At 47.6% G+C, this 17,177-nt stretch carries 15 protein-coding genes and 1 pseudogene; 8 read left to right on the top strand and 8 right to left on the bottom strand.

Annotation, left to right across the window (positions count from 1 at the left end):
• Positions 1–167 precede the first annotated feature (167 nt).
• The 5 genes from R3P39_RS02240 (at position 168) to arfB (ending at position 5,179) form a co-directional block, all read left to right on the top strand.
• Positions 168–1,439: an efflux RND transporter periplasmic adaptor subunit gene (locus tag R3P39_RS02240; RefSeq protein WP_336565385.1), complete on the top strand. Its 1,272-nt coding sequence runs from the start codon at positions 168–170 to the stop codon at positions 1,437–1,439.
• An 11-nt stretch (positions 1,440–1,450) separates the two neighbouring features.
• On the top strand, positions 1,451–2,140 hold the full coding sequence (locus R3P39_RS02235; protein ID WP_336565384.1) for an ABC transporter ATP-binding protein: 690 nt from the start codon (positions 1,451–1,453) through the stop codon (positions 2,138–2,140).
• An 8-nt stretch (positions 2,141–2,148) separates the two neighbouring features.
• Entirely contained in the window at positions 2,149–3,480 is a 1,332-nt protein-coding gene (locus R3P39_RS02230) for an ABC transporter permease (RefSeq protein WP_336565383.1), read from the top strand.
• Positions 3,481–3,489: 9 nt separating this feature from the next.
• Positions 3,490–4,698, top strand: coding sequence for an ABC transporter permease (locus tag R3P39_RS02225; RefSeq protein WP_336565382.1), 1,209 nt, complete (start codon positions 3,490–3,492; stop codon positions 4,696–4,698).
• A 67-nt stretch (positions 4,699–4,765) separates the two neighbouring features.
• Positions 4,766–5,179: an alternative ribosome rescue aminoacyl-tRNA hydrolase ArfB gene (arfB, locus tag R3P39_RS02220; protein ID WP_336565381.1), complete on the top strand. Its 414-nt coding sequence runs from the start codon at positions 4,766–4,768 to the stop codon at positions 5,177–5,179.
• Between the two features lie 11 nt (positions 5,180–5,190).
• Here the strand turns inward: arfB and R3P39_RS02215 are convergent, their stop codons facing one another.
• From R3P39_RS02215 to R3P39_RS02200, 4 genes are read right to left on the bottom strand one after another with little or no spacing between them, the layout of a single operon-like run.
• Positions 5,191–6,426, bottom strand: a complete 1,236-nt coding sequence (locus R3P39_RS02215) for an ATP-binding protein (protein WP_336565380.1) — start codon at positions 6,424–6,426, stop codon at positions 5,191–5,193.
• Between the two features lie 7 nt (positions 6,427–6,433).
• Complete coding sequence (locus R3P39_RS02210) at positions 6,434–7,123, bottom strand: response regulator (protein WP_336565379.1); 690 nt, start codon at positions 7,121–7,123, stop codon at positions 6,434–6,436.
• Positions 7,123–7,509, bottom strand: coding sequence for a DUF3019 domain-containing protein (locus R3P39_RS02205; protein WP_336565378.1), 387 nt, complete (start codon positions 7,507–7,509; stop codon positions 7,123–7,125). Before R3P39_RS02205 ends, R3P39_RS02210 begins: the two co-directional genes overlap by 1 nt.
• The gene (locus tag R3P39_RS02200) at positions 7,499–8,368 is read right to left on the bottom strand and encodes a MipA/OmpV family protein (protein ID WP_336565377.1); all 870 of its coding nucleotides are present in this window, start codon (positions 8,366–8,368) and stop codon (positions 7,499–7,501) included. Before R3P39_RS02200 ends, R3P39_RS02205 begins: the two co-directional genes overlap by 11 nt.
• Before the next feature lie 187 nt (positions 8,369–8,555).
• Between R3P39_RS02200 and R3P39_RS02195 the strand changes: the two genes are divergently transcribed.
• Together R3P39_RS02195 and R3P39_RS02190 are read left to right on the top strand one after the other, a co-directional pair.
• Complete coding sequence (locus R3P39_RS02195) at positions 8,556–10,532, top strand: beta-propeller domain-containing protein (RefSeq protein ID WP_336565376.1); 1,977 nt, start codon at positions 8,556–8,558, stop codon at positions 10,530–10,532.
• A 228-nt stretch (positions 10,533–10,760) separates the two neighbouring features.
• Positions 10,761–11,234 (top strand): peroxiredoxin, encoded by a 474-nt coding sequence (locus tag R3P39_RS02190; RefSeq protein ID WP_336565375.1) that lies wholly within the window; start codon positions 10,761–10,763, stop codon positions 11,232–11,234.
• A gap of 38 nt (positions 11,235–11,272) precedes the next feature.
• Here R3P39_RS02190 and katG read toward each other — a convergent pair whose 3' ends face one another.
• Both katG and R3P39_RS02180 read right to left on the bottom strand, forming a co-directional pair.
• Positions 11,273–13,495, bottom strand: coding sequence for a catalase/peroxidase HPI (gene katG / locus R3P39_RS02185; protein WP_336565374.1), 2,223 nt, complete (start codon positions 13,493–13,495; stop codon positions 11,273–11,275).
• Positions 13,496–13,774: 279 nt separating this feature from the next.
• The gene (locus tag R3P39_RS02180) at positions 13,775–15,793 is read right to left on the bottom strand and encodes a S9 family peptidase (protein WP_336565373.1); all 2,019 of its coding nucleotides are present in this window, start codon (positions 15,791–15,793) and stop codon (positions 13,775–13,777) included.
• 179 nt (positions 15,794–15,972) lie between these two features.
• On the opposite strand from R3P39_RS02180, the gene R3P39_RS02175 reads away from it, so the two are divergent.
• Positions 15,973–16,386: a VOC family protein gene (locus R3P39_RS02175; RefSeq protein ID WP_336565372.1), complete on the top strand. Its 414-nt coding sequence runs from the start codon at positions 15,973–15,975 to the stop codon at positions 16,384–16,386.
• 152 nt (positions 16,387–16,538) lie between these two features.
• Here the strand turns inward: R3P39_RS02175 and R3P39_RS02170 are convergent.
• Both R3P39_RS02170 and R3P39_RS02165 read right to left on the bottom strand, forming a co-directional pair.
• Positions 16,539–16,877, bottom strand: a pseudogene (locus tag R3P39_RS02170) (DUF6058 family natural product biosynthesis protein); the annotation flags it as partial.
• Positions 16,878–16,892: 15 nt separating this feature from the next.
• The gene (locus R3P39_RS02165) at positions 16,893–17,174 is read right to left on the bottom strand and encodes a hypothetical protein (protein WP_336565371.1); all 282 of its coding nucleotides are present in this window, start codon (positions 17,172–17,174) and stop codon (positions 16,893–16,895) included.
• Positions 17,175–17,177: the final 3 nt, after the last annotated feature.

Raw genomic sequence — 17,177 nt, 5'->3', positions numbered from 1 at the left:
TTTAATTTGTGTAGGGTTTAGGCACGTTGATATAGGACGCAAAGTAAGTTGCTGTAGCACAATCATAAGGCATTACGGTTCAGTACACCTGGTTATGTTGGGTAAAACTGTGCGCGGCGCTTGCATAGCAATAAAAACAACATAAGCCGTGACAAAGGAATCCTCACATGACTTATATCCCTGATACCAGCTCCCAGGATACTAAGGTCGAAAAGCCGAAAAAACGCCTACCGTTACTAGTATTGGCTGCTATTTCTATAGTGCTGGTTGTGGTTGCGTTAGCGCCCCTTTTTTCCCAGTGGCTCAGTGATGAAGCGGCGGTTGCAAAACAAGACCTCCACATTGCCAGTGTTAAAAAGGGCGATTTTATCAGAGATATTTCGGTGCAAGGTAAAGTGGTTGCCGCGAGGCGGCCGCAGATTTACAGCCCAGCTCAAGGCACGGTGACTTATCACGTTGCCGCCGGCGATTCCGTGGTTGCCGGGCAAACGTTAGCCGTTATCGACAGCCCAGAACTGAAAAGTGAACTGGCGCAACAGCAAGCTGAACTCAACCGCCTAGAAACCCAACTGCAACGTCAGATCATTCACGCCAAAAAACAAGACTTAGTACAAGAAAACTACCTTGGTGAAGCCGAAGTGGCACTGAATGCGGCAAAGCGAGAAATGCAGCGATCAGAAAATGGCCTAAAAAGCCAAGTGATCAGCGATATAGATTACCAAAAAGCCAAAGACGAATTGCAAAATGCCGAGCGGGAATACCGTTTGGCACTAAAAGAAGTGGCGCTATTAAAAGAAAGCCAGAAGTTTGAAATTCGTACCAAAGAGCTGGAATACGATGCTCAAAAGGTCAAGGTGGCTGAACTGAGTCGCCAGGTTGATGCCCTTAAAGTGGTGTCACCGGTCGCGGGGATCGTGGGGAATTTGGCGGTTGAGCAAAAAAATACGGTGGCAAAAAATCAATCCTTGTTGAGTGTGGTTGATTTGTCCGAATACGAAATCGAAGTTCAGATCCCCGAAAGTTATTCAGAAGATTTAGCCATTGGCATGAGTGCTGAAATTAACCTTAATGGTGAATCATACCAAGGTGAAATTGTTGCCATTTCCCCAGAAATAGAAAACGGTCGGGTTGCCGGTAAAATCCGCTTTAATCAGCAAACAGTGAAAGGACTTAGGCAAAACCAACGCCTTACCAGCCGTATTGTGATAGAGCACAAGCAAAATATTGCTTACTTACCCCATGGTCAATACCTCACGGTGCATAACGGCCAATTTGCCTATGTTATAAAAGAAGGAAGGGCGATTAAAACGCCGATTAAGGTGGGGCTTCGAAGTATTTCGCAAGTTGAAGTGCTTGCTGGTCTCAAAGAAGGGGATTTAGTGGTGACGTCGGATCCGCGCTTATTTAATGACGCACCAAGCGTCAGAATTCTGCAATAGGGAGCTTACACATGTTAGCAATGCGCAATTTGGCCAAGGCATACTATACCGATACCATCAAAACTCAAGCGTTGCAGCCTTTCGATTTGGAGATTGCCGCTGGCGAGTTTGTCGCCGTAGTTGGGCCGTCGGGTTCTGGAAAAACGACGTTTTTAAACGTTACCGGACTGCTGGAAAATCCCTGCGAAGGCCAGTATGAATTAGATGGCATTAATGTGGAAAAACTCAGCGACAAGCACAAGTCAAAGCTTAGAAATGAGAAAATAGGCTTTATCTTTCAAAGTTTTAACCTAATCCCCGAGCTGAATCTGTACGACAATATCGATATGCCACTACGCTATCGTAAGCTGTCGAGCAAACAGCGTCATGAACGCATTATGGATGCCCTCACCAAGGTGGGGTTAGCGTCTCGGCAAAGCCACTTTCCAGCACAACTCTCTGGTGGTCAACAACAACGAGTGGCGATAGCCAGAGCCATTGCCGGTAAGCCTGCTTTTTTGCTCGCGGATGAACCAACAGGCAACTTAGACAGCAAAATGGCTGATAGCATTATGAAGTTGCTGCAAGACATTAATAACCAAGGCACCAGTATTATTATGGTGACACATGATCCGCAACAAGCGCTAAAAGCACAGCGTGTAGTGGAAATTCGCGACGGCATTATTGCAGAAGTCGCCGACTACGCCAAAGCCATTGCTTAGGAGATCATATGCTCGGTTATTACATTAAGCTGGCAATATTGTCATTACGCAAAACCCCTTTTTTATCCCTGTCAATGATAGCGACCATTGCCATTGGTATCGGTGCGGCAATGACCACCTACACGGTCAGTTATATGCTGAGCAAAGATCCCATTCCGACAAAAAGCGATAAACTGTTCCATGTTCGGCTTAACAGTTATGGTCCCGATAAGCCTTTTGCTATTCAAAATGGGCAAGAAATTCCGCCTAAAATCATGACCTATCAAGACGCCATGAATTTACAGCAAGCCGAGCCGGGGGTAAGAAAAACTCCTCTAGCCAGCTTTAAACAAATGGTGCGCAGCACTGAACAAAGCCGGGTAGCAGCTAAGATGACTCCGATCCGCAGTGCCTATCGCGACTTTTTCGCCATGTTCGAGGTGCCATTCCTGTTTGGCCAACCATGGAGCGAGCAGGCAGATAAAGCAGGGTTGCCTGAGGCGGTGATCACCAGAGAGTTAAACGACAAGCTATTTAACGGTGCAAACTCGGTAGGACAGGGACTACTGATTGGGGAACATCAATACCGCGTGGTCGGAGTTATCGATCACTGGTATCCCACCCCCAAATTCTATGATTATGGCGTACGTGCCTTCAGCAAGCCTCGTGATGTCATGATCCCACTGCAATCTCAAGTAAATCACACCTTTTGGACGGCCTCGGATATTTCTTCCCGCTGCTGGCGCGAGCCTGCCGATGAGTCATTTGCTGCCCGTTTGGCTTCTGAGTGTGTTTGGCTTTCTTATTGGGTAGAGCTGGGCTCTGCCTCAGAGCGTACACAGTACCTCGACTTTTTACGCAGTTACTCGGCAGAGCAAAGAGAGTATGGCCGATTTTTGCGCGAACCATTACATCAGTTGTTGGATGTGAAGGAGTATTTGTACGATCAAAAAGTCCTCAAAGAAGATGGCAACATTGCCATTTGGCTGGCTTTTGCTTTTTTACTGGTGTGTTTGCTCAACAGTATGGCAATGATGATGGCCAAGTTTCACAGCCGCGCCGGTGAAGTGGGTTTACGCCGTGCCGTAGGCGCATCGCAGCGCGATATTATCCTGCAGTTTTTAGTTGAAACCTGCATTATTGGTTTGCTGGGGGGAGTAGCAGGCTTATTGCTGGCTCAATTAGGGCTCAGTATTACCGCACAGCTTTACAGTCACCTCTATGCGCAAATGCTGGAAATGACCTTTGGATTGGTGATCATGACACTGGCGCTGGCCATTATTAGCGCCATGATCTTTGGCTTGTTACCCACCATTCGAGCGGCGCAAACGCAGCCATCGAGTCAGTTGAAAAGCTTGTAGGAGCGGCCCATGAGAGACTTATTTCCTATTTTGAAAACCATTAAACATAGCAAGCTTGCCCCCTTACTTTTGACGCTACAAGTGGCGTTAACCTTCACTATTTTGGTTAATGCCATGTACATGATGGTGACTAAAGAGGCTGAGTTGGTAAAGCCCACCGGGTTAAATGAAAGCGAGTTATTTAGCTTTTCTACCAACTTGGTCGGTAACCAAGCGCAAAAAAGTGCGCAATTGGAGCAAGACCTAGCCGCCATTCGTGCCTTACCCAGCGTGGCCAGTGTCAGTCCGATCACTGGCATGCCACTGACCAATTGGGGACGCTCGCTGGACGTTGGCTTATCGGATAATGAAAACGACCGCATCACCCACGCTGGATATTATGGCTCTGATCATACTGTGATAGAGACGCTGGGATTGAACATAATCGCTGGCAGAAACTTTTCTCCCTCCGATGTCATTGAGCAGTATTACGATGGCCACAAAAGCTCGGCCAGTGTGATTATTTCCAAGCAGCTCGCAGCTAAAATAAAACCGCAAGATTGGCGTAGTGTTGTTGGCGACACCATTTTTGTTGAGTTTGTGCCGCAACGTGTGATTGGGGTGGTAGACAACATGAAAGCCGCCTGGCGATTTTGGTATGCCTACGACATGACGGTAATAAGCTCGGTGCGCGAGCATTATGAAGAAAGCATGTTGGTGGTACGAGCCAAGCCCGGTCAACGCCAGCAAGCCATGGAAGCGACGTATTCCTTGTTAGTGCAGCAGCCCGGTCGTCACCTTGATAACTTTCAGGCCTTCACAGAGATAAAAAAAGACAATCTGCAAGCCGACTTTGCTGCCAGCCAAACCTTAAAGGCGGTGATCATCGCACTGGCTTTTGTCACTATGTTGGGCATTTTTGGTCAGGCACGATACACCGTGATCAAGCGCCGTAAGCAAATAGGCACGCGGCGTGCCTTAGGCGCGACTCGCAGCCAGGTATTGGCTTACTTGCTGTTAGAAAATGCAATTATGATGGTTGCAGGCATCGTGCTGGGCTCAGTGCTTGCCATCTTAGCGAACATGTATTTGGTTAACTACTTTGCTCTTAGCGCGGTGCCCGGGGAGTATTTACTTTGGTGTGCCGGCGCCATGATTGCTGTTGGCCAGCTAGCAACGCTTTACCCTGCAGTGATGGCTGCGCGAGTTCCTCCTGCGATAGCCACTCGCACCGCTTAATAACACTTCGCGGCCCTCATTTGGTGTGATTTTGCTGCTATGGTAAAATCACACCAATGGGGGAAGTATGCTAAAAATTTCAAATAACGTAACATTGGCAGAGTGGGAAATTGACTTATCGGCGATCCGCGCCCAAGGCGCCGGAGGGCAAAATGTCAATAAGGTAGCCAGTGCGATACATTTGCGTTTTGATATCAAGCGCTCAACTTTACCTGCCTTTTATAAAGATAAGCTCCTTGAACTGAACGATTCGCGCATCACCAAAGAAGGGGTTGTGGTGATCAAGGCGCAAAACCATCGTACTCAAGAGCTAAACCGCGAAGACGCCCTGAAGCGCTTGCAAGCACTTATTCAACAAGCGACCAAAGTGGAAAAAAAGCGTCGCCCCACCAAGCCCAGTAAAAGTGCCCAGCGCAAGCGGCTTAATCAAAAAACCAAGCGTGGGCAAACCAAGGCATTGCGTGGCTCAGTGAAGCTTTAATTTACTACTCACTAACGCTTTAACGGCAGGGTTAAAGTAAACTTGGCGCCGCCTAAACTGGCCTCGCCAACCTCACATTCACCGTGATGCCATTGGGCAATTTTGCGGACTATAGCCAGCCCCAGGCCGTAGCCGCCGCTGTTTTTACTGCGGCTTTCGTCTAACCGCGAGAAAGGCACAAAAATGCTTTGCCATTGCTCTTTGGCAATGCCATTACCATCGTCTTCAACAATAATACTGGCTTGTTCATTGTTGTATTGCAGCGACACTGAAATTTGGCTGTGACCGTATTTATCGGCATTCTGGATCAGGTTCTGCAAGGCACGACTGAGGTAATGATTATTGCCAGTGACATTAATTGCGTTGCTGCCAGCCTGAAAGTGAATGGTTTTCTCGGTTAATTTACCGAGTTTGCTGACTTGCTGCGCTACCACCTCGTTGAGGTCGATGTCGCTCATGGTTAAGTCCTCAAGCTCGAACTCCAGTCGCGCGTAAGCCAGCATTTCGGCGATTAACTGCTCCATCTCGGTAACGTCTTCGGCCATGGCTTGAGCTTGCTGTTGGCTCTCCTTAGGCAGCATGGCGAGGGCAAACTTAAGCCTTGCTAGGGGCGTACGCAGATCATGGGAGACGGCATTAACCAATAACTTTTGATTCTCTATTAGCCTCGCTACTTGCGCCGCAAGAGCACGAATTTGCTCGGTCAAGGTAGCAATGGCTGAAAATCGTGAGCGCCGAGTTGTGCTGGGTAACTGCCCTTGGGTGAGGCTGGCGGTAATGTGTTTTAATTGCAGCAAGTCTACCCACAGTGGTCGTATCCATAACATCAATAAAAACGCCAGAATTGCGTAAGAAAGCAGTTTCAGCGCCCAACGTTTGTCCGCAGCGCTGGTGGCTGGGGCGAAGGGGCCAAGTTGTATGAGCTTGTCTGAGTTTGCTACCGCCAGGGTGAGTAAGGCATCACCTTGGCTATTGTAACTGGTCAGTACTTTTCCTTGGCGTAATAATGAGGCTTGCTCGGGCAGCCAAGCCACGTCGTCGATGTGCAACACTTTGAGGTTTTGCGACTCAGCTGGCAACGAGCTTGCGTTGATACTGGTTTGCAAAGTTTGGGCTACGGATTGTGCGTGTCTCAGCTCGTCCGGTTCTGACACGGCCCACTGCTGCCAAATAAGTTCGTTGATTTGGTTAATGACAACAATACTAGCGAAGACCGCCAAATACAGGCTCAGCAGAAGTTTTAACACAACTGATTTAGCCCCATGCTGACTTAGAGCAGAGGTAGCCTTTGCCCCACACGGTGATTAAACGCGAAGGTTGCTCTAAATTGTCGCCTAACTTTTTCCGTAAGCGACTTATGCGCACATCGACACTGCGGTCTAAGCCATCATACTCACGTCCAACCACATGCTTGTAGATGTAATCGCGGCTCAAGGTTTCCCCTGCGTGACTGGCGAGGGTTTTCAATAAATCAAACTCATAACTGGTGAGCTCAATCTCTTTATCCGCTAAAAAAACTTTGCGGTCCGATTTATCAATGTGCAGCTCGCCTAACACGATTGACTCGGTATTGCTTGGTTGCACTGTGGTGCGGCGTAATAACGCATTAAGGCGAGCAAGCAAGACATAAGGTTCGACCGGCTTAATAATGTAGTCATCGGCGCCAATCTCAAGCCCTTTTACGTGGTCAAAGTCACTGTCTTTGGCGGTTAAAAATAAAATTGGCCCAGTAAACTCTTGCCGTACCGCTTTGCAGATGGAGTAGCCATCTAACCCAGGTAACATAATATCCAGTATTAAAAGATCGGGTTTTTCCGCTTCGATGGCTTTTATGGCGTTAACGCCGTGATGCAGAGTGACCACCTCAAAGTCGTTATGGCGTAAAAATTTAGCCGTTAGCTCGGCTAACTTAACATCATCTTCAACCAGTAATACTTTGGCCATTAAAATACACTCCAATCACTTTTCAGTTTACGACGATACTTTTGGTTGGCGCTGCTGTGAACTTCAATGAGCTGCTCGGCAACTACTTGTTGCTCACTATTTTTTAATGTGAATCGCATGGTTTTTTCAAGTTTTATGGCTTTGTTGGTGCTGACTTTTTGCGTTTGTTGCCAACAAGCCAATTGCAACTGCTGTTGATACAAGCACAAATCTTCCTTTTTATCGCTTTGCCACGCGATTTTAGCGGTCATTTCACACGCTTGCCCAGCCTGCTTTACCATGCAGGTGATGGGCTTAATAGCAAAACGTATAGCGCTACTTTGCTCTGCCATCGCCTGTAAAGGGGCTATACAGCACACGCACAACAATGCAGAGTTAAAATTCATACTTGCCCCCGACAAATACCGTGGCGGTATAATCATCAGTCACTAGGGGGCTGTTGGTCATGGCGCTGTCTAAGCGTTTGTATTTGGCGTTGAACTTAAATTGCCACTGCTCTGAAAGGGCATAGGAGTAAGCAAAACTGAGGTAAGGTTGTAGGCTTGCTTTGCCGTTATACCAGAAGCTAGCGTTGCCGGTGTCTTTGCCGTCGATGCCATAATAGTAGTCAATCAATGCTTGGCTTTTCCATTGCACACCCGCTTTAACTGCAGCGCTTGCTTTGCCAGATAAAGCAAAGCGGTAGCTGATCGCGGCCTCTGCCAAGTGGCCTTGATAGGTGTTGGTAATATCTCTGAGCCAACTGGCCGACACTTTTACCTGATCGCTGAGCAACCAGTGCATTAATACGCCGCCATCCGCGGCCCATTTGCGCTTAGCTATTTGCTGCAATGAAATGGCATTGGCCATAACGGTAGATTCTCCACCAGGCAGTTGGGCGCTGGAGTCTAAAAAGGTTTTTGGCAAGAAGATATTATTCGGGTGAAACTTTTCAAAGTAAGCTTGTTCGGCGTTAAAGGTGGTGATTAAGCTAAAATCAAAGCGCGGCTTATTCACTAATGTGTAGCCCAGCGTGCCATTATCAAAAAATAACTGCTCACCGTAGTAGCTTAAATAAGGCACCACAACCAAAGGAATGTTTTCACCTTGATGCAATGGGTTTGAAATAAAGCCTGCACCTACTGCCACACCAACTTGCCATTGGCCAACAGCAACACATTGCTGTTGCTCAGCATCACAGTCTGATGAGTTAGCCAATGAGGGGGGGGCAAGTAGCAGCGCCAAGGCACCAAGAAATTTTTTCAACCTCTAACTCCATAAAGATATAGCATGCTTATGAACGCCGATTAAGAATTCTGCAGTTAATGTACCAGCACTGGGGTAAAACACCACTAAGGGTAACAATAAATAACAAAACTAGGCGTCATAATAACAGAATTTTAGTGCCAGATGGCTAGGCTTGGTAGCACGGCAATGAATCAAGGTTTCAAGCATGAAGTACACGAAGGTATTAAGCTTAATTTTGCTTTTAGGTTTGAGTGCCTGCGGTGACACCAGCAGTGACACAGAAGCACTAAGCGTGCCGCCATTAAAGGCCTTCAGCAACAGTAAAGCCCCTTTACAGCGGGCCAGCCACGCACAATTCGAACGTTTTATTAAAAATGGTATTTTTCTGGCGCGGTTGCAACAAAGCACAGCGCATCCGCCGGCCTCTCCTTATTCAACCAGCAATCAGCTGGTGGCTGGCGTTGCTGAGGGTGACCGTATTAAGTTTGCTGGCCGTTATTTGTTTATTGCCGGAAGTACGCAAACGGCTTATAACCGCGAGGCAAGTAAAACCTTTGTTCGGATCATGGATTTACAACAACCACAAGCGACGCAAGTGAATGAGCTAACGCTTTCACCGCGTGAGTTTACCAGCCAACACTTATACTTACATAAGCAGACCCTAGTGAGTGTGATGATGGGCAGTAACCCTCACTTCGCTGAGCAGTTTAACCAAAGTGGTGTGACTTCAGAGGCAAACTCGCCAGGCCACATTGAGCTAACATTCAGTGATGTTTCATTGCCTGCGCAAGCCCAAGTAGGGCAACGTTTTGCAATGGACGGCACCTTATTGGGAAGTCGTTTAGTGGGCAATAAGCTCTATATTATCGCTAAGCATGACCTAACTTACAGTGATTTTATCGCCAATGATAAAGAGCAAAGTTATGCGCGTTTGCAGGCCACTGAGCTGCCAGCAATGCTCCCTAGGCTTACTAACCTAACCGAGCAAACCAGTCAGCCACTGGTGACCAGTGAAAACTGTTATATCCCTGCGGATGCCACGGAAAATGATGGCTACCATGGCCTAACAACCATCACCAGTGTTGATGTTGAAAACCCTACGGATATAACCACAGCCTGTGTCAGTGCTCGCAGTGATGGCTTTTATATGTCCCCTTCGGCATTGTACTTATACAGTTATTTCTTTACACCTAGTAAGTCGGATCAGGGCAACACTTCGCTTTGGGACCCTAAAGGCATAGTACTGCATAAGTTTACGTTAACAGAGCAGGGGGCGAGTTATCAAGCAACGGGTCAAGTACCAGGAGTCTTAGCACGTGCCAGTGATGCCATGGCGGCAACGCGCTTTGATGAACGTGACGGGGTACTTAGAGTGCTCACTAGCCGTGATGATGCTGAGATTGGGAATCTACATCAGTTACATCTATTGCAAGCCGAGGGCAACAATTTAGCCATTATTGCACAGCTACCTAATGCTCAACATCCGCAGCCCATTGGCAAGGTCGACCCAGAATCTAGCCAAGTGGAAGAGCAGGTGTATGCGGTGCGCTACGTCAACGACCGAGCCTATGTGGTGACATTTCAGCAAAGCGCTCCCCTTTATGTGATTGATCTTAGTGACCCACGAGCCCCCAAAATAATAGGGGAGCTAGACGTTCCCGGGTACTCGACTTATCTCCATCCTGTTGCTGAAAATCTATTATTAGGCGTGGGTCAGCAGGTGAGCGCTGAAACGGCAGAAGGAATAGGCACTCAAGTTAGCTTATTTGATGTCAGTGACCCAACTGCCCCATTGCTACTTGGTGCACACTACTTTACTGAGCAGTTTACGCCGCTGGAATACGACTATCGTGCGCTGGCAATGGTGACTGAGCAAACTCAAGTGCGTTTTTCCTTGCCATTGGTGTCGTGGCAGGTGGCGGAGTCTGAGGGGGCTGTGCAGCAGTGGTATAACGAAAATAGCCTGGCTGCATTTACTATTTCTTTGCAAGAAAAACCAAGCTTAGAGTATATGGGTCGCAGTGAAGCGCAGCTTTCAGCGCCAATACACAGTGATTTGCCTTTGGGTTTTTCTGAAGCGGATAGGGGGCTGATTAACGCAGAACAATTATTTTATATCCACGGTAATTATGTTTGGCAAAGTTTATGGCACTCGCCGAGTAACAACCGCGGCCCGTTTTAGTTGCAGTGCACTACTTTGCTGGTAAGTGGCGAACTGTAGCGCGGCTTACTCGTTCAGCATAAAGTTTACTTTAACTGAGCCGAATACAGCAAGGCAGTGACTTTGGCCCCATTAAAGGGGGCTTTTTTACTTTAATAGCAAATAGATATTGCCCCGAAGATTTAAAAATACGGCAATCGCCTCCATATGGTCTAGAGTAACAATACATTTAACCATAAGGATTAAGCTATGATACAAGTGGGACAATCACTGCCCGCGGCAGAGCTCAGTGAATTAACCGCCGACGGCATGCAAACTCACCAAGTGAATGAACTGTTTGCGGATAAAAAAGTGGTGCTGTTTGCAGTACCAGGTGCGTTTACGCCAACCTGCTCAGCGTCACATTTGCCAGGCTTTGTTGTTAATGGCGATAAAATCAAGGCAAAAGGAGTTGATACCATTGCCTGCGTCGCGGTAAATGATGGCTTTGTAATGAAAGCCTGGGGTGAAGCCCACAATGCCGATGACATCATGATGTTAGGAGATGGCGACGCCAGCTTTACTAAAGCACTAGGGTTAGACATGGACACAGGTAGCTTTGGCGGTGTGCGCTCGCAGCGTTATGCCATGGTCATTGAAAACGGTGTGGTTACTCAATTACACGTTGAGGAGCCGAAACAGTTTGAAGTGAGCAAAGCGGAAGCCATTTTAGCTGCGCTTTAATGAAAGAAGAGTGGGGCTTGCGCCCCACCGTTGTTGGCTTATTTTAAGTCAAAGCGGTCTAGTTGCATCACTTTTACCCAAGCGGCAACAAAGTCGTCAACAAACTTCTGCTTGGCGTCATCAGAGGCATACACTTCTGCAATCGCGCGCAGCTCTGAGTTTGAACCAAAGATTAAATCGACCGGAGTCGCGGTCCATTTTGGCTCGCCTGTTTGACGGTCAACCCCTTGATACAAGCCAGGATCTCCTTCAACGGCTGACCACTTAGTTGACATGCTGAGAAGGTTAACAAAGAAGTCATTGTTAAGCTGTCCTGGGTTGTTAGTAAGCACACCATGCTCCAAGCCTTTGTAGTTGGCATCAAGTGCCCGTAAACCACCTAGCAATACGGTCATTTCTGGTACCGTTAAGCCAAGTAAGTTGGCTTTATCAACCAGCATTTTGGTGGGTGACATATAGGCGTCTTCACTGTAGTAGTTTCTAAATGCATCGGCCTTAGGCTCAAGGTAACCAAACGATTTAACATCGGTTTGTTGCTGCGATGCATCGGTACGGCCAGGCTGAAATGGCACAGTAATATCGTAACCGGCATCGCTGGCAGCTTGCTCTAATGCCGCAGCTCCACCCAACACAATGAGGTCGGCAATTGACACGGCTTTATCACCACTGTTGCGGTTAAAGCGAGTTTGAATGTCGCTCAAGGTCGCTAATACCTTTTTCACTTCGCTTGGGTTGTTCACTTCCCAACTGATCTGTGGCTCTAAGCGTAAGCGGCCACCATTAGCACCGCCACGCATGTCAGTAACACGGTGACTTGAAGCCGCCGCCCAAGCGGTTCTGATAAGCTCTTGCTTGCTCAAGCCTGAGTTTACAATATCTTGCTTAAGCGCCTCGATATCTGCTGCGTTTATCATTTCGTAATCAGCGGCTGGAATAGGGTCTTGCCACTTAAGTACTTCTTGTGGTACTTCCTCACCGACATAACGCGCTCTTGGGCCCATATCACGGTGCGTGAGTTTGAACCAGGCTTTGGCGAAGGCTTCTTCGTATTGCTTGGGGTCGGCGCGAAATCGCTCAACAATTTTACGATACTCAGGGTCAAACTTCAGTGCTAAGTCGGTGGTAAACATAATGGGTGCACTGCGTTTGCCTTCAATGTGGGCATCGGGTACTAAGTTTTGCGCCGCTTCATTGTCTGGCACCCACTGTGTGGCACCGGCAGGGCTTTTGGTCATAACCCAATTAAAGTTCATTAGGTTGTCGAGGTAGTTGGTTGACCACTGAGTCGGCGATACTGTCCATGCCCCTTCTAGGCCGCTGGTGGTGGTATCGGCGCCTTTGCCCGAGCCACATTTGTTTTTCCAACCTAGGCCTTGCTCTTCAATAGCGGCCGCAGCTGGCTCTTTACCGACACAGTCCTTTGGCTTTTTCGCGCCATGGGCTTTACCAAAGGTGTGGCCACCGGCGATCAGCGCTACCACTTCTTCGTCGTTCATTGCCATGCGACCAAACGACATGCGAATGTCTTTGGCTGCTAATAAGGGGTCGGGCTTACCATGAGGACCTTCAGGGTTAACGTAAATTAAGCCCATTTCTACTGCTGCCAGTGGGCCTTTTAGCTTGCCTTTTTTGTCACGGCGCTCATCTTTTAAGAAAGCTTCTTCTGGGCCCCAGTAGACTAGATCGGGTTCCCAGTCGTCTTCACGACCACCGGCAAAACCAAAGGTCTTAAAGCCCATTGATTCTAGCGCGACGTTACCGGCAAGCACCATTAAATCGGCCCACGAGAGGCTACGACCGTACTTTTGTTTAATCGGCCACAGTAGTCTTCTGGCTTTGTCGAGGTTGGCGTTATCTGGCCAGCTGTTGAGCGGATCAAAACGTTGCTGACCTCCTGCAGAGCCGCCGCGGCCATCATGAACACGGTATACACCAGCACTGTGCCACGCCATACGAATCATAAAGGGCCCGTAATGACCCCAGTCGGCCGGCCACCAGTCTTGTGAATCCGTTAAGGTGCGCTCTATGTCTTGTTTTACTTGGCTAAGATCGAGTTTGTTAAATTCGCTGGCATAATCAAAGTCAGCACCATAAGGGTTGGATTCTGGGCTGTGCTGTCTCAGTGGGCTTAAATTCAATTGCTCCGGCCACCAAAACTGGTTGGTTTTTGCCTCGCTGGCAGCAGCAAAGCTAGTAGCAGAAAAGCTACTAGACACCGCCAATGCAATAGCAGAGATGACAATTTTAGGTGTTGTTCTCATGGTTAATCCCTCGTTTAAAAGTAGGTTACGAACTGCGTTTTAAAATGTAGTTCACAACGCCGAGGCTTAACATCAAGAAAAACGAATTGCAGTATTCGAAAAAATAAATGAGAGAGGTTTAATCAATTAAAATAAGCGTATGGGTATAGCTGTTTGGTTTTCCAATAACAACCAGGCGCTATAGCTGAGTTTGAAAAACGCGGTGAGAATAAAGGAGTGCTCGTAAAAGAAAAAGGGCTAACAAAATAAGGCTGTCAGCCCAATTGGTTGGTAAGTGAATTACTTTTTAGGATCGTGCTTATCAAACCACCACTGAATGTAAGCTACCTTGTTCAACAGGTTCGATGGTCTACGGGTGATCCCGTGCGAGGCATCGGGAATACGCACCATGGCCGTGTCTACGCCTTGTAACTTCAGCGCTTGATAGTACTGCTCGGTTTCTGAGATGGGCGTGCGATAGTCGGCTTCACCGGTGAGCAGCATAGTCGGTGTGGTGACGTTACCAACATAGCTGATAGGCGAGCGCTTCATATAATGTTCCATGTGCTCCCATGGCTTACCTGGGAACCAGTAATCCGCAAAGAACGGATAAAAATCAGCGGTAAGCACAAAGCTGTACCAGTTGATCACCGGTTTTGCTACCACAGCTGCGGCAAATCTATCGGTATGCCCTACAGTCCAAGCGGTTAGCACTCCGCCACCGGAGCCACCGGTTACAAATAAACGATCTTTATCAATAAAGCCTTCGCTGATGAGGTGATCTACGCCGGTCATTAGGTCGTCGTAGTCGTGGCTTGGGTAGTTATGGTGAATGGTTTGAGCAAACTCTTTACCATACGAGTCGCTACCACGTGGGTTCATGTACAGTACCACGTTCCCTTGTGCGGCGAATAGCTGCACTTCGGCACTAAAGTGAGGGCCATAGTTGGCCACCGGACCACCATGGATCTCCAGCACTAAGGGGTATTTCTTCGACTTATCAAAGCCAGGAGGGTAGGCAACCCAGCCTTGAATTGGCAGCTCATCGTGTTTTGATTTCAGCCACACTTCTTCAACCTTGGCTAATTCTTTATTACCTAAAGCATCGGTATTAAGCTGGGTGATAGCCCGAGGCTCGCCTCGCTTCACTACCGCTACGTCGGCTGGAGCTTGGGTGTCTGCCAAGGTGAAAGCAACTAAGCCGCGGTCACTGATGTCATAATCGCCACCCGAATAAGGGCGGCCAAAGCTGACGCTGCCAATTTCGTCGGTGATCACTTCAAAACGGCCCTTCAAGGGTTGGTAGCCAAGCGTGGTTTTGCCTTCGCTGTCGTAACTTACGTACACACCACGGCCATTAGCCGCCCAAGTGACCGACTCTAAACTGCGGTCTAAGTCGGTAGCAAAGGTTTGCGTCTCTCCCGAGCGCAAGTCTTTAACGTACAGCAGATTATTTTCGTAATTGGTTTTTTTATCGTCGTGCCCTAAATAGGCTAAATAGCGACCGTTGGGCGACACTTGCGGGTTACGATCTGGGCCTTTTCGGTCGGTAACTGCGGTAATTTCTAGCGAGTCTAAATCGAGTTTGTAGACTTCGCTGTTGGTGGGCTGCATCTTGTGGTCGGGGTGGCGGTTAGCAGAAAAATAAAGGGTTTTACCGTCATCACCAAAGCTTAAGCTGCCGCCATGGTCGAAGTCACCAGAAGTCAGCTGGATAGCATTACCGCCGTTGGCGTCGATTTTAAAAATATGGCGAAACCCCGGTTCCGTATAACCAGCACCATCGGCACGGTAATAAACATCATCGATAAACACCGGCGGCTTTGCCCACTCAGCTCCTTCAGGCTTGCCAGCCACACTCACCGGTGGCGCTTGTTTGCTGGGCACAAACTGACTAAAGAACAGGCTTTTGCCATCTTCAGACCAATGCAACGAAGAAGGGCTATGAGTTAAGTTACTGATTTTAGCAACGGCCCCAGTGGCAAGCCATTTTACATAGATTTGGCTACTGCCATCGCGAGTAGAGATAAAAGCAATGCGGTCATTACTCGGTGACAACACCGGCGAGTAGTCCATATGCAAACCATCCGTCACGGGATGCATGGCATTGGTGGCTAAATCCACCGACCAAATATTGCCGACTTTTCTATCGCTTTTAATGTCCATGCGATTGCGTACGAAGAAGACTTTATCGCCGTCGTTACTAATATCGATTTGGTTGGCGTACTCTAAATTAAATATATCGGTAGGCGCTAACGGCGTGGCCTGTGCAACCGCACAGAGGCTGGCCAGCGCGGCACTTGCAAAAATACGTTTCATGACGCTTCCTTATAATGATTGTTGTTACCCACTATGGTCGCTCAGTGCATTAATTCAACTTTTTTCGATAAATCTCATTTTTTCTCTTTACCTCAAGTTAGCTTCAGGTTTTATCTTTTAGTCAATGCAACGAACACATGCGCTTGCACTTAATACAAAAAAGCTCAAGGAGAAAAATTATGTATTTAGAACACATTAACCTAATCGTAAATGACCTCGACAAAATGCTGCACTTTTATGGCGCCGCTTTTCCGCATTGGAAAATAAGAAGCAAGGGCACAGGAGAGTGGTACGGCAAAGCGCGTACATGGCTGCACTTTGGCGATGATTACCACTACATTGCTATGAGCGACAACGGCGAAGGAGAAAACCGCGACTTAACCGGCCACCAACTAGGACTGGCACACTTTGCCTACGTGGTAAAAAACTTAGATAGATTAGTCGAGCGCCTAGAACAAGCCGGCTACCCAGTGGATAAACAAGGCGCAGAGCACCCCCACCGCAAAAACGCCTACTTTATCGACCCCATGGGTTTTGAAGTTGAATTTGTCGAGTACCTTAGCGACCTACCTGAAGAAAGAAACAGCGACTAACTTACCGTTTGCGGTAAAGCTTCGCTAATTAATCGCTTGGGATCATTTATGCCAACTCCTCACAACTGTCAGCTTTGGTTGTTAAAAACTAATCAAAGCTGGCAGCTGCAAAGTTGTAAGAGGCGGCAGTGGGAGCGCCGTATATTATTCTGTTAGCTTTGTAGCTTGTACTTACGACGCACCTCGTCAACCAAACGATGGCGAGAACTATTTGATCTCTCATGAGGTGCAAATAAGGAACTGACAGAATCCAGCAGATTAACTGCACGTTGGAGGCTGTTTAATTGTTTCTCATCTAAATCAGGTTTTTCGGCAAGTTCATTAATCTCTAGTATGGCAAGCTCTTTAGCGGCTATATCCTCCGGCAAGCCAGACTTGGTGCATAGACCATAGATACCCTTTAAAAAATGAGACCATTCCTCTTCTATATGTGACTCTATGTTTTCTTTGAACTTATTGTTATTTGTTGCAAAACCGTCATTTTTTAAACTGTCTAAAGCGGTTTTTTAACGTGCAGAAAAAGATAAGTAAGCGTTGTGTTTACTTTCAAGGTCTTTAATAGCTGTTAACCAAGAGATATAACCCTTTGCGTAATACTCCAACACTTGATTATCGCAGTGCACACCAAAAAATGAATCACTTTCCAAATTTAGTTTTAGCTTATATGAACACTGTGGCATTAAGCCCTGCTGCTGAAGTTCTCTCAACTCTGTTTCAGTCACTTTTGAAAGTTCAAGCAATTCGCATTTAGTAATGAAGTGCTCATTTAGATATTTTATTAACTCCATAAA

This window comes from Pseudoalteromonas sp. UG3-2 (assembly GCF_037120705.1).
Taxonomy (GTDB): Bacteria; Pseudomonadota; Gammaproteobacteria; order Enterobacterales; family Alteromonadaceae; genus Pseudoalteromonas.
The sequence above is the reverse complement of the archived record's forward strand: the minus strand, read 5'-3'. Positions and strand labels throughout refer to the sequence as shown.